Origin of the sequence: Pseudoalteromonas sp. S8-8, assembly GCF_000497875.1 — a bacterium.
In the GTDB taxonomy this organism is placed as follows: Bacteria; Pseudomonadota; Gammaproteobacteria; order Enterobacterales; family Alteromonadaceae; genus Pseudoalteromonas; species Pseudoalteromonas arctica.
This window is the reverse complement of record NZ_AUTR01000037.1, coordinates 32,075-44,480: the sequence shown is the minus strand read 5'-3', so window position 1 is coordinate 44,480 and position 12,406 is coordinate 32,075. Positions and strand designations below refer to the sequence as shown.

General features: G+C 35.4%; 11 protein-coding genes. 5 read left to right on the top strand and 6 right to left on the bottom strand.

All coding sequences use genetic code 11. The features are described from left to right. Complete coding sequence (locus tag L659_RS0112480; protein ID WP_024590746.1) at positions 1–1,176, bottom strand: TniQ family protein; 1,176 nt, start codon at positions 1,174–1,176, stop codon at positions 1–3. A 214-nt stretch (positions 1,177–1,390) separates the two neighbouring features. Here L659_RS0112480 and L659_RS0112475 point away from each other — a divergent pair, with 214 nt between their 5' ends. Together L659_RS0112475 and L659_RS0112470 are read left to right on the top strand one after the other, a co-directional pair. Then, the gene (locus L659_RS0112475) at positions 1,391–1,669 is read left to right on the top strand and encodes a hypothetical protein (RefSeq protein WP_024590745.1); all 279 of its coding nucleotides are present in this window, start codon (positions 1,391–1,393) and stop codon (positions 1,667–1,669) included. A gap of 13 nt (positions 1,670–1,682) precedes the next feature. Further along, a complete protein-coding gene (locus L659_RS0112470; RefSeq protein ID WP_024590744.1) occupies positions 1,683–2,336 on the top strand; it encodes a DNA-methyltransferase in 654 nt (217 codons plus the stop codon). Between the two features lie 4 nt (positions 2,337–2,340). Here the strand turns inward: L659_RS0112470 and L659_RS0112465 are convergent, their stop codons facing one another. Next, the gene (locus L659_RS0112465) at positions 2,341–4,149 is read right to left on the bottom strand and encodes an AAA family ATPase (RefSeq protein WP_024590743.1); all 1,809 of its coding nucleotides are present in this window, start codon (positions 4,147–4,149) and stop codon (positions 2,341–2,343) included. 13 nt (positions 4,150–4,162) lie between these two features. Continuing rightward, a complete protein-coding gene (locus L659_RS0112460; protein ID WP_024590742.1) occupies positions 4,163–4,468 on the bottom strand; it encodes a helix-turn-helix domain-containing protein in 306 nt (101 codons plus the stop codon). 141 nt (positions 4,469–4,609) lie between these two features. Here L659_RS0112460 and L659_RS0112455 point away from each other — a divergent pair, with 141 nt between their 5' ends. The 3 genes from L659_RS0112455 (at position 4,610) to L659_RS0112445 (ending at position 8,904) form a co-directional block, all read left to right on the top strand. Next, positions 4,610–6,199 carry a hypothetical protein gene (locus tag L659_RS0112455; RefSeq protein WP_024590741.1) on the top strand — a complete coding sequence of 530 codons (1,590 nt, stop codon included), beginning with the start codon at positions 4,610–4,612 and terminating at the stop codon, positions 6,197–6,199. Positions 6,200–6,322: 123 nt separating this feature from the next. Further along, complete coding sequence (locus L659_RS0112450) at positions 6,323–7,888, top strand: ATP-dependent nuclease (RefSeq protein WP_024590740.1); 1,566 nt, start codon at positions 6,323–6,325, stop codon at positions 7,886–7,888. Further along, the gene (locus tag L659_RS0112445; RefSeq protein WP_024590739.1) at positions 7,873–8,904 is read left to right on the top strand and encodes a helicase UvrD; all 1,032 of its coding nucleotides are present in this window, start codon (positions 7,873–7,875) and stop codon (positions 8,902–8,904) included. Before L659_RS0112450 ends, L659_RS0112445 begins: the two co-directional genes overlap by 16 nt. A gap of 35 nt (positions 8,905–8,939) precedes the next feature. On the opposite strand, the gene L659_RS0112440 is transcribed toward L659_RS0112445, so the two are convergent. The 3 genes from L659_RS0112440 to L659_RS0112430 are packed head-to-tail and all read right to left on the bottom strand — an operon-like array spanning position 8,940 to position 12,389. Continuing rightward, positions 8,940–9,941 (bottom strand): TniB family NTP-binding protein, encoded by a 1,002-nt coding sequence (locus L659_RS0112440; RefSeq protein WP_024590738.1) that lies wholly within the window; start codon positions 9,939–9,941, stop codon positions 8,940–8,942. A 2-nt stretch (positions 9,942–9,943) separates the two neighbouring features. Continuing rightward, positions 9,944–11,767 carry a Mu transposase C-terminal domain-containing protein gene (locus L659_RS0112435; protein WP_024590737.1) on the bottom strand — a complete coding sequence of 608 codons (1,824 nt, stop codon included), beginning with the start codon at positions 11,765–11,767 and terminating at the stop codon, positions 9,944–9,946. Next, positions 11,760–12,389: a TnsA endonuclease N-terminal domain-containing protein gene (locus tag L659_RS0112430; protein WP_024590736.1), complete on the bottom strand. Its 630-nt coding sequence runs from the start codon at positions 12,387–12,389 to the stop codon at positions 11,760–11,762. The genes L659_RS0112435 and L659_RS0112430 overlap by 8 nt, the downstream gene beginning before the upstream one ends. Between the last annotated feature and the right edge of the window lie 17 nt (positions 12,390–12,406).

Here is a 12,406-nt window from a genome sequence, read left to right as displayed (position 1 = left end):
TTACCACGGCGCTATAAATTGTTTTTTTGTCTGGGGCTTTTCAGCTGCAAATGCTTGCTGTAGCTCAATAACTTGGCGTAAATAAAATACATGGCTATCAGCTCTGAGCTGTTCGTGCTTTTTTTGTGGATAAGAACAGTTTAAAAAGCCTTCTTGATGAAGCCTGTAAACTTGCTCTGTGGTGGTGTTTAACAATACTGCGGCATCAAAAGTACATAGCAGTAAGTCAGCAATATTTGGATGTTTAGCTTTAGGGTTACTATCAACTAATTCGACAAAGTAATTAATAACCTCATCAAGTACTTTGTTTTTACGGTTACTTGTTGCAGCTATTTGACCATCACGGATCAAATCGCCATAAACAGAGCTGAACTTAGTTTTATTAAAAGGGTTAAGCTGCTTGAGCCGCGCATTATTTGTGAGTAAATCTAATTCAGCGTTAAAGCTTTTAGGCCAAGTACTAAAGTAATCAACAAACGATCGATTAAAGTCAGCATCGCTTACATCAAGTTGCTTAACCTTCGCAAACCAGGATATTAACCCGACTATTTTTTGGCTGTGACTACTTGCAAGTGCAGATGCAATTTTAAAGTCTGCATCGTTTAACTGTTCACTACTGGTTAGTTTACAACCACAATTACACTCTAAAAACGCCTCAGAAGCTCTGTAATCAATTAAGTTATGACATTCACTGCATTGTATAGTCAATCGTGTTTCATGTTTATGGCACGCTTTATAGGGCTTTAAATGCCAATAAAAAGGAACGTAAGAAGATTCAGACAAGCATTCAATGCAAACAGGTATGTTATCAGTACAAAGTAGCTCAAGGGAAATTGTCAGCTCATTACGGCTTACTGCTGCTAGGTTGCCAAATTTAAAGTTACTGCGCCGCCATGCAAGCGCAAGAATATCACCAGCGTTAACATCAGCTAATTGGGCTACTAACTTAACCGCTCTTATTCTAAAGCTGCTCGCTTGCCTAGCATGATAAACATCAACCTTACACAGCTCTAACGGCAACGCACCTTCAAGCTCATGATCTTGCTCTGCAAGCCATTGCCATAATATATCAGCAAGCTCACTATAGCCATTGTATGAGTTATCACTTGCAAGCCTCAGCAAATAGCTTTCAAGCGCCTCATCTGGGTAAGGTTTTGTTTGAACTAAAAAATGCATCGCCAACCTAAACTAAGAAAATCTTAGTTTAGGTTTAGGCTAAATAAATTAGATAGTCAAAAAATAATTATCGTTAAATCATTCGTACTTCACAAAAGTATAATATCTGATACTGTAGAGAGCGTTACGGCATTTCTAAAGGATGTATTAATAGCCAGTAACATAATAAAAACTCAAATTTAAAAATACAAAGCTAACTTATAAGGAGATTCTTATGGCTTGTAACTGCTGTGGCAAAGCTTTAAATAGCGGCATGGTTCAAAAGAAAGATTCATCAACCGGTCAAAAGTTTAAATCATGCCCTCATTGTTCAGACGCTAATAGTTCTGAACATATATTCCATCCATATCCGGCTTCTTTTGGTATTACTCCTGCTCGTAAAACGGCTCGCAACCCTGATGGATATCAAAGCTATTGCATTGATTGTCGACGATTAAAAAAGGGCGTTGCTTCAAAAGCTTTTCACAATGGCCGCTTGTGCAGCACACTTTAACTAAAGAGATTTAATGCAAGTATATAAAGATGATGCAGTAAATTGGTTATCAACACTTTCAACCGAAAGTGTTGATCTTTTAATTACTGACCCACCCTACGAATCATTAGAAAAACATCGAAAAATAGGAACTACCACTCGCCTAAAAGTAAGTAAGTCGTCAAGCAATCAATGGTTCGACATATTCCCAAATAATCGCTTTGAAGAACTACTAATTGAAATTTACAGAGTGCTTAAAAAAGGTTCTCATTTTTATCTATTCTGCGATCAAGAAACAATGTTTTATATTAAGCCAATAGCTGAAAACGTAGGTTTCAAGTTTTGGAAGCCAATAATTTGGGATAAAGTGACTATTGGAATGGGCTATCATTACAGAGCTAGACACGAATATATTCTTTTTTTCGAGAAAGGTAAGCGCAAGTTAAATGATCTAAGCGTTCCAGATATCCTCACATTTAAAAGAGTATACAGGGGCTACCCTACTGAAAAGCCAGTTAAGTTAATTGAAACACTCATCTCGCAAAGCAGTAATGAAAATGAACTCGTCGTTGATCCTTTTTTTGGCTCAGGAGCTACTTTAGTAGCAGCCAATAACTTAAATCGACAAGCTATCGGATGTGATATCTCTGAGCCCGCTCACTTACATCTAAAAGGTCGAATCACATAAGCAGTTATTGATTATGTGATTCAATAAAATCCCAGACCGTTTCACATAGCGAAGTTAGCTCTGGCGTTAACTTCCAATCATCAGACTCATTCATTAGTGAAATTGCAGTATGACAAAATTTAACTTTGTCTTTAATTGTACCTGATTTGTCAGAATAGAATTTCCGTTCAAGTCCATCAGCTTTGTCGACATAGCGCTCTAACACTTCACCAATACCATACCTATTAGATTTAAATAGCTCTTCCTTCATATTTTCAAATCTATCGATATTACTATCAGTTCTCTGTTTAAAAGTCTCCCATCTAGCTTTAGCTGTATCAATCAAAATATCAAAGGGTATAAAGTTTTCGATTTCCTTATATTCAAGTAAATAAAATGCCTCTTCCAAAGCTTCTCGTAAGCTTTCAACACGCTCACCTTTGCCCTCAATATCTGCATCAGCAATTAATAAGATATTTCTGTTGAGTCTTTTAGCGGGGGTTTCACTACCATTATTTTCAACATCATCACTGAAATCCCAGTGAGTAATATTACTGCCTTGGTATTCTGTGAAAACAAAATGAAGATTTTCATGATAACTTTTTAACTTACTTTTTTTATCTTCATCTTCGAGCTCTTCAATGTATTTATTTAGATAGGCTCGCAAGTATAATTTATCAGTAACGCCTTCCACCCAAATTGAACAATTAGCAAGAAGTACCGACGATGCACGTACACCAAGCTCATTAAGTAACTCACCGTAATCTAATGAGGCTTGTACTTTACTCTCACCATTTACCCTGGAAACTTGTTGAATAGAAATATCGTCACGCTCTTGAGCCAAATCTAAAAAATGGTTTGAATGAGTCGTCATAAAAAACATATGTTCTTTATGCTTTGCAAATGTTTCAATTAACGTTCTTTGAAGTCCAGCGTGTAAAAAGTGTTCTGGCTCTTCAATAAAAAACATTGTCGATTTTTCAGCCATAAAAACTTTATACGTCAATAATATAATTGATTGAATACCATCGCCTAAATCATAAATAGGCCTGTCTTCATCATCACCTTCTTTGACATGTACAACATCTTTATCAACCATTGGTACTAACGAAATATCCCTGCCAAAAAAGAAGTTTTCAGAAAGATACTGTTCATAGTCGCGAACTTTTTGTCGTTTTGCGTAAGAACCTAGTAAGTGTTGTGTGAGATCTTTATAAAGGCTGTGACCTGTAAAAACCTCACACTCATCTTTTTTTAATTGAGGAAAGTAATCAGACTTAGTTCGAGACTCAAAAATATCTTCTCCAGCAACATGCCGAAGCCCTCTCAAAGTTGGAATATAAATTTTACTCCAGTGATTGGTCACAGAGTAATCGCTAATATTTTTTAATGACGCTTCAGAGAAATATCCATTTATCGTTGAATTAATGACCTCAACAAATCGGCCTTGCTCTCCAAGGGAGGTATAGTTTGAAGCCTTAAACATTGAATAAATTTCTTCTGCTAAATTGTTTAAACCGATAGGTTTATTCTGAATTGATGATAATTGATTAAGCATTTGATCATAATTTAGCGATCTCATTCTTACTAGCAGTTCCCTCGAACGACCTTGATGGAAGTCACTTTCTAGTTTTTCGATTATTCCCTTTATTTCAAAGCCTTCATACTCTAATGCCCATTGCTTTACATTTTCATTAAACAATTTTCTTAATTCGCGACTTTTACCTGAATTATTTGGGCCAATAAAAAATGTTATTTGACGAGTATCCTCTAAGAGCCAAGAATCATCTCCCGTTTTACCTATTTTTCTAATTGAATTAGCATTTACTTCCATGTTTTTTGATCCCTTATAGCTTTGCAGGTTTGAGTGTATTTAATAATTCAATTTGGTCTTCTTTTTTTAACTTACCCAAAGCACAAATTAGTTCAGATAGAATATCTTCTTCACAATAAAAATAAGCAACTGGCACATCTAGCTCTTTAGCAATGCGTTTCATAGTTAAAAAATCAGGGGCATGTTTGCCTTTTTCATATTGGTTCATGCGAGCACTAGCCGTGTTTGGCTCCATTCCTAATGCCATACCTAGCTGTTGCTGAGTAAGGCCTGCTGCTTTTCTAGCAGATTTTAGGCGTGAAGGTGTTGGAGTTTCCATGTGAACCTTAGCTATAAAACATATCTTGCTAAGATTCTCTTAGTATCTAACCCATAAGTGTACTAAGGATATTTTAGTTTTTAAATATACACTTAATTAGTAATGTCTTAAACTATACATTTATGAGTTAGAAGGGATTTTATGCTTGTTTTTGCTAGCGATGCTTCGGGTAAGATTGTTTCAATAAATAATGTCAAAAATGGTAAAGCATGTAATTGCTTTTGTATCGCATGTAATGACCCTTTAGTCGCACGCAATGGCGGCAAAATAAAAGCTCACTCATTTGCTCATACTACTAAAGAAGAGTCTAGAACATGCTTAATGACCGCTTTGCATCGGTACGCTCAAGAATATTTTTTAACGGCTAAAGCAATAAACCTCCCTGCAATTACTATTTATCATAAAGGTTACAGCAAAACTGAACCTAGTAGAAAAGCCTTTATTAACTCTGCAAAACTTGAATATAGCATTCATAACAAATACATCGCCGATGTGAAGTTAGAAACTGATATCGGTAATTTATTAGTTGAAATCAAGGTAACATCGCCTTGCTCCGCAGAAAAAATTAACTTTTACCGTGACGAAAAAATCGCTTCCTTAGAGTATGATTTATCTGCTTATATTGATTCTGATCATACCGATGTAAATTGTGCGCTTAAGCATAATGATGATACGTCTAATTGGTTATTTGGTTGGTGTGAGGATCAATTAAGAGAAGAGATTAATCAAAAAGTTGAACTCAACCAAATAGAAATGAATAAAAAAATTAGACAACAAATTGAAGAGTCAAGAAAACAAGCTCTACGTAAATTTGATAACTTAAAAAAGCGACAACGACTAAAAATACCCAGCCACAACATTGGATTTAACCATAATATTAAAGGTAAAAATTACGATTTATCTGCCCAAGTAGTAAAAAGTAAAAGTATAAATTTTAAAGAAGTTTTACTTGAAGCAGAGTATGAACATTTTTTACTATTGAAGTGCGTAGCTCTTAATAATTCTAACCAAGAACGAGTGTTAAATGTTGCCCTTTTATTTCAACATGATACCCCCGACATCCTCAAAAAAGACTCAGGCCAAATCATCGTAGGTCGAATAAAAAAATCAAAACGATTTAAGTTCGAATGGCTTAACTTTACACCACCAGATTCGGCTTTAGAAAGAGCCAAATTTATAGCAATTGCTGAAAAAGAAGAACAACTAGAAAAATATACGTTTATAGATCATGTAACAAACTATGCTGACGTTTATGCATTAGAACAAGATAGATATTTTTCAAATGATTACCCAAAATGGAAAACCTGGCTTGCTTCACAAAGCGATATGGCTTCCAACGAAAATTTTAATGTTAAAAAACCCAAGTATCCGGCTTTATTAAAAACAAATAATACACACCCTCAACTTTGGATGTTTGATCGCTGGTATATATTAATATTTAGTAAGTTAGCCGAGTTTATTGACAGCTATCCAATCAATACCCCCATAGATACAAAATACATATTTGAGCTACTAAAAAACGAATTTCCACTTTCCCATAATTACAATCTCTTTGTCGAGCAAGCAGAGAAAATGAATGTTTCAGGTAAATTAGAGCACTTACTAAAGCCTGAAAGCATTATAAATACTTCCTTATCATTTTTTGAGGAAAAGTTGGCAGTAGTAAAAGAATCCAATTATTTTGTACGCAAGTACGATTTGAAAATACAAATGCTACCTGCAAAAAATTAGCTATATGAAAATGCTTTGTGGATATTTAAATTTATAGGCTTAAAACCTACCACTTGCTAATTAGCTGGCTATTTTGCACAATGATTTAGTACTTCTTATGAAATGAATAGAAACAGGGATGCTATGAAGATCATTGAAAAAATTAAGCTATTTAACTTTAAGAGATTCTCAAATTTTGAAGTTCAATTTACTGAAGAAATTAATTTATTAATAGGCGATAATGAAGCTGGAAAAAGTAGTCTACTCACAGCTATTGAGCTTGTTTTAAGTGGTAGTAAATCCAAAATCGACTCAATAGGGATTGATAACTTATTTAATAAGCAAATTATTAATGAATTTTTAGTTTCAGATAAAAGCATTGCAAACCTTCCCACGTTACGTATAGAGCTATACTTAAATGAACAAAATAATCCTCACTTAAATGGCAAAGTTAATTCTGAAGGTGTTGCTTGCGACGGGCTGGTTTTAACATGTGAGCCAAATGAAGAGTTAACACATGAAATATCAGAAGTTTTAGCTCAAGAAGAAAGTAACTTCCCTTATGAATATTACGTTGTTAATTTTGCAACTTTTTCAGGCCAAGCATATTCGGGCTATCGAAAATTCTTAAAATTTCTAGCATTAGATAGCTCACAGATAAACAATGACTATGCAACCAAAGAATATATAAAAGCAGTATATGACAACTTTGTCGAGCAAACAGCGAGAATAAAGTTGAAAAATGAGTACCGCCAACAAAAAGTAGCTTTTAAAGAAACAAACCTTAAGTCAATTAATGACAAACTTGATGAATACCAGTTTTCGATTAGATCTAGTACTAAATCAAACCTAGAGACAGATCTAAATATTGTTGAAGATGACGTTCCCATCGAAAATAAAGGAAAAGGCAGACAATGCTTTATCAAAACAGAGTTTGCATTAAGAGAGCATGATGCAGATAAACCACTAGACGTATTATTGTTAGAAGAGCCAGAAAACCATCTTAGTCATACGAATATGAAAAGGTTGGTCCATAGAATATCAGAGTCACATGCTAAACAAATTTTTGTTGCTACTCATAATAGCTTAATAAGTACGAGATTAAATTTACGTAACTCAATACTCCTCAATAGTTCTTCTCCTGAGCCTCTTACAATGAGGGACTTGCCAGAAGATACAGCTAAATTTTTTATGAAAGCACCTGATAATAATGTTTTAGAATTCATACTATCTGCGAAAGTCATATTAGTAGAGGGCGATGCTGAATACATTCTTTTGGACTCATTTTATTCATTGGTAACAGGCTCTTCATTAGAAGCTGATGACATTCATGTTATCTCAGTTGGTGGTACAAGTTTTAAAAGGTATTTAGACATAGCAAAAGTTTTGGGAATAAGAACCGCTGTGATACGTGACAATGATGGCGACTATCAAACGAATTGTATTGATAGTTATCTCGGCTATGTGGCAGATAACATTGGTGTTTTTTATGATGCTGTTAATACCAGCAGTACATTTGAGAGCTGCCTTTACGACTTAAATCGAGAAATTTGTGATGAGCTTTGGCTCGCTGATCGAAAAACACTGTCAGTACAAGAGTATATGCTGAAAAATAAAGCTGACTGTGCATTTGAATTACTAGATAAAAAAGCAGACCAAATTATAATACCTGACTATATAGAAAGAGCTTTCCAATGGATAAACGAGTAGTTTTTGCTGTCGCTGGCTCAGGTAAAACAAGCCACATAATAAATGGGTTAGAGAGTGACTCCAAAACTCTGATACTAACTTATACAGATAACAATTTATCGAACCTGAAGCATAGGATATTGGAAAAGTTTGGTGAAATTCCTTCCGGAATTAAAGTGTATTCATATTTTCAATTCATATATTCATTTTGTTTTAGGCCTCTATATGGTCACGAGCTAAAAACTAAAGGTATCAATTGGCATGTCCCTCCATTTAATACCTTAAAGATGAAACGGAATGATCCTAGGTTCTATATCGATAGCCATAGTAGATTGTACTCCAATCGCATTGCAAAACTAATAGAACAGCTTAGTATCAATGATGAAGTTATCAAGCGCATAGAAAAGTATTTTCATAGTATTTGCGTTGATGAAGTCCAAGATTTTGCAGGGCACGATTTCAACTTTTTATTAAGCATTTTTCCAGCAAATATAAACCAATTATTTGTTGGGGACTTTTATCAGCATACATTTGATACCTCTAGGGATGGAAACGTTAATAAGTCGCTCCATGATTGCTATGAAAAATATAAAGCAAAATTTGCCAAAGTTGGTTACGTAGTCGATGAAGAGTTACTTTCTAAGAGCCACCGTTGTAGCCCTATAGTGTGTAGTTTTGTTAGTGAAAATCTATCTATACACATCGATTCTCATCGAAGTGACCAGACCAAAATTGAGTTTATTGAATGTAAAAATCAAGCTATCGAAATAATGAGTTGCCCAGACACTGCTAAACTTTTTTACCAAGATAGTAGAAAATATAAGGGATACACAGAAAATTGGGGAGCTACTAAAGGGCTAGATTGTTTCGAAAATATTTGCATCATTTTGAATCCAACAACACTAAAATTGTTTGAAAATGGGAAGCTTGAAGAGTTAAAACCTCAGACCAAGAACAAGCTTTATGTCGCATGTACTAGGGCTAAGCATAATATTTATTTTATTCCTGAAAAACTTATTAAGTATATGAAAAATTAGTATCCAAATAACTATGAGTTCTGTAAGTCAACACTTCACTTCCTCAACAACTGACTGATCGGCATTCGGTCAGTAAATTTAGTCGCTATAAACGGATCTTCATCTTGAGCACTTTCAGGTTTATAAAGTGAATAACGCTCGACTTCACTTGCTGTAATTTCTGCAACGGGCAAAGTAAATAGGTTTGGTACATCAGGAAAGAGTACTTCAAATGCTTTGACCAAATGCTTGGTTGTGAGGGTTTTCGCATTATCTATTAATGCATAAAGTACCGCATCATCTAAAAAATATTTTAATGTTCTAAAACAGCCTTTTGATAGTGAGAACAAAGCAAACACTGTTGCTTGTTCACTTAGGTTTGGCTTTTCGGTAAATGGCATACGGTTGGCTAGGCCAATTATTAACTGCACAAAGTGCTTTGGGTTTTCTGATAGTTTAAAATAAGGCAGCTGCCGTCTCACTAATAAACGCGATGACCATTGAGGCTCGTCTGCTATTTTTTCTGCCCACGGCATACCTACCAATACAATTGATACACCCGCTTCGTCGTTAATGTACTTTAACCTGTTAGCAATTTCGCGGCGCTTTTTACCTTGGTTGTGCTCAATCAGCTCTTGAAACTCATCAATAATTATAAGCTCTGTACCACACGTTTTTAGGCATTTTATTAATGATGTCGTTAATCGAGTACCATTTACTCGCAGTTTGCGCTCTGTGCTGCCTATTTGTCCTAAGTCTTTAAGAAGCTCGGCTAAAGTAGATTCTAGTGTAGGGTTACTAGGTATGCGGCTTACTAATACAGGGTGATTCATCACTCCATTAATAAATTGCGGTAAGTGACGTTCTTTATACTGTTTTATTAGTGCTGTTTTACCTGTGCCTGTATCGCCATTTAAAAGCATGCAGGGCTTTTCGCCCGCTAACCCTTTACCAAGTCTTAATCTGTCGAAGTCGTTAAATACCGTGCTTATTATTGGGTATTCAATAAATACATCGCGAAATTCATTTAGCTTTTCTTTTTGTTTGTCGGTCAGCATAATTAAAATCCATCTAGATCTGAAATAAAGTCATCCCAGCTATCAGTTACTTGCTCTTTAGGTGTAACCTTTTTGGCCTCTACAGGTTTGCTCTGCGTGATTGATTTTTGTGAGTCACTATTTACATTTTGATGCTTAGCTAACGCTTTCCCCCCTTTTACCTTTGAGTTTTTTGGCGCATTTTTTAACTCTTCAAACTCGTTTTGGATTTTATTATGAATAAACATACGCGCTTTTGCTAAGCCTACATTATCGATAGAGCCCGAAATAAAATCGCGATGAATACGTATATTTATTTTATGCTGATTTAAACTTAAATTTTGGGTGTAACCGTTTGGATCTATGCATGGCACTTTTATGTAATGCTCTAGCTTATCGAGGTAAACGTAGATATAAGAGATATCATCGGGGTTTAATTTAATTAAAACTTCTTGAGATACCTTGTGGCTAAACTGCTTTCTATAGTTGGCTAGTTCAGTACTGTCGTAGCTTAAGTTTTCTAGCCGTATTCCACCTTTACGAAGCACCCGATGGTTTGAAATACTGAGCACAACATCTAGCTGTTGCAGATCATTATTACTCAGCATTGTTGGTGGTAACGTATTAAAACCTTGATCCCACAGTTGGCTCGGTATGTACTTAAAGCGGCTGTCGGCATCTTGATGGTAAACGTCTACTACCCATTTATGAAATAACTGCATAAAGGTTGTAAAGCGCATAATTGCATCTTTTTTGGGATTGTATTCATGCTTTTGTAAAATGTTAGAAAAGGTTTTACCAGGAACAGGGTCTAATAATTCAGTATTAATTGTGCCGAACATACGTTCTACAAATGGTTTTAACCAAGGCTTTGCGACAGGGTTATATTGAGTATTAATGCCTATCTCTTCACAAGCAAGTTCAAGGCTGTTACTCCAAAATTCAGCGCCATTATCAACAACGAGAGTTTCAATTTTTCCAGCACATTTCCACTCATTTATCGTATCAGGGTATAGTTTTGCCACATCACTTTTAGGTTTCATTGCATTTAGCATTGCTCGCCTTACTGCATCATAGCTAGGCTCGCTGAAGCTAAAGTAGAAGCCAACAATACAATGGCTATACACATCGACTAACATGGTGAGTGTTGGCCGACCAAGCGGGATATGTAGCTCATCATCTAATAAAATAAGATCAAGCGGTGTATGGTCAATTTCAACTTTTTCAAGTACTCGGGTAGGCCGTGTATGCCCTTCCACTTTATTAAAAGCAATATCAGCAAGGCGCTTACCATAACGAGCAACCATTACTTCGTATTGCGGTAAGTTATCTATTCTGTTTTTAAACGCTTTGTATGTTAAAGGCTTTAAATCACTGCCAACAACACTGTCGTTTTCAATAATAACTAAATCTGCATAATACTTATAAGCCGAAGCCACTGATGGCTTTTCTTTTACTAAGTAACGCTCAAGTGCCTTTTCAAAAAACTTATCAGTTGCTGTCTCGCGCTCCCTGTTCCCCTTTTTTTGGTGGCTTGGTATTAACGCCATTATATTTTTATCTGCATTGGTATAAGCGCTATACCATCGTGCAGCTGTTCTCCAGCTAGGCTTTTTTTCTCCCTCAACTTCAGGCATTACTTTCAGTAAAGGCTCAAGGTTTTTTTGTGTCCAACCGCCTTGAATATTAGCCTCAAGCCATTGAATATATTTAAGCTTAGCAAATGTTGTTGTTTTAATTTTTTCAGGAAGGGCTTGTAAATCTTTGGCGTAATTTTGAGGTAGTTTGGTCTCTACTTTTGGTAATGGCTGATTAAATTCATCTTCAAACAAACCGTCATTAAACATTGTTAGACCAAACTGCTGTTTCTATTGATATTTCATTTGTAGTTAAGTCGGCAAATAACTGCCCCAATGATAACAATCGTAGCACTGTAGCAAGTAGCTCACCGGCAGTTATTTTTAAAAAGTTAACTAACTGGCACACTTTAATAGAGCCGTATTGCTTAACAAGTTCTAACACCGATGCTTGCAACTCTGTTAAAGACTGAAAACCAGAGTAGCGATGTAAAAGCTTTAAGTTGTTGAGTGTTGGGTATACACGGATTTGCTTATCAGTAACCAGTATTAAATCACGTCCATCTTGCTTAGCGATGGCTTGCTTTTCAATAAAACGTGCACGAAAGTCTTCATCGGCAATTTTGCTTTGCGGTTTTACTTCGATAAATTTTTGTGTACCGTCTGTGTGGGTAAGTAAAAAGTCAGGCGTGTAAGGGCAAATACGGTTATCGAACTCATATTCGTAACCTAGTGGTTGTGCTTCAAATACGGCTATTGATGGTGAGAATTCAAAATGGAAACAAGCATCAAACTCTAAAGAGGATTGAACTAAACAGGTAGATTTATTTTTTTGACTAGCAAATTTATGATTGTGATTAATTGGAGATTTTTTGATTTTTTTTACGTACATGTGAGTTAACCATTTAA

Bases quoted from the DNA above. Each gene is read 5' to 3' on its own strand.
- L659_RS0112460 (WP_024590742.1), bottom strand. From the start codon at position 4,468: ATGGAAACTCCAACACCTTCACGCCTAAAATCTGCTAGAAAAGCAGCA.
- L659_RS0112435 (WP_024590737.1), bottom strand. From the start codon at position 11,767: ATGTTTAATGACGGTTTGTTTGAAGATGAATTTAATCAGCCATTACCA.
- L659_RS0112480 (WP_024590746.1), bottom strand. From the start codon at position 1,176: ATGCATTTTTTAGTTCAAACAAAACCTTACCCAGATGAGGCGCTTGAA.
- L659_RS0112465 (WP_024590743.1), bottom strand. From the start codon at position 4,149: ATGGAAGTAAATGCTAATTCAATTAGAAAAATAGGTAAAACGGGAGAT.
- L659_RS0112445 (WP_024590739.1), top strand. From the start codon at position 7,873: ATGGATAAACGAGTAGTTTTTGCTGTCGCTGGCTCAGGTAAAACAAGC.
- L659_RS0112430 (WP_024590736.1), bottom strand. From the start codon at position 12,389: ATGTACGTAAAAAAAATCAAAAAATCTCCAATTAATCACAATCATAAA.
- L659_RS0112440 (WP_024590738.1), bottom strand. From the start codon at position 9,941: ATGCTGACCGACAAACAAAAAGAAAAGCTAAATGAATTTCGCGATGTA.
- L659_RS0112455 (WP_024590741.1), top strand. From the start codon at position 4,610: ATGCTTGTTTTTGCTAGCGATGCTTCGGGTAAGATTGTTTCAATAAAT.
- L659_RS0112470 (WP_024590744.1), top strand. From the start codon at position 1,683: ATGCAAGTATATAAAGATGATGCAGTAAATTGGTTATCAACACTTTCA.
- L659_RS0112475 (WP_024590745.1), top strand. From the start codon at position 1,391: ATGGCTTGTAACTGCTGTGGCAAAGCTTTAAATAGCGGCATGGTTCAA.
- L659_RS0112450 (WP_024590740.1), top strand. From the start codon at position 6,323: ATGAAGATCATTGAAAAAATTAAGCTATTTAACTTTAAGAGATTCTCA.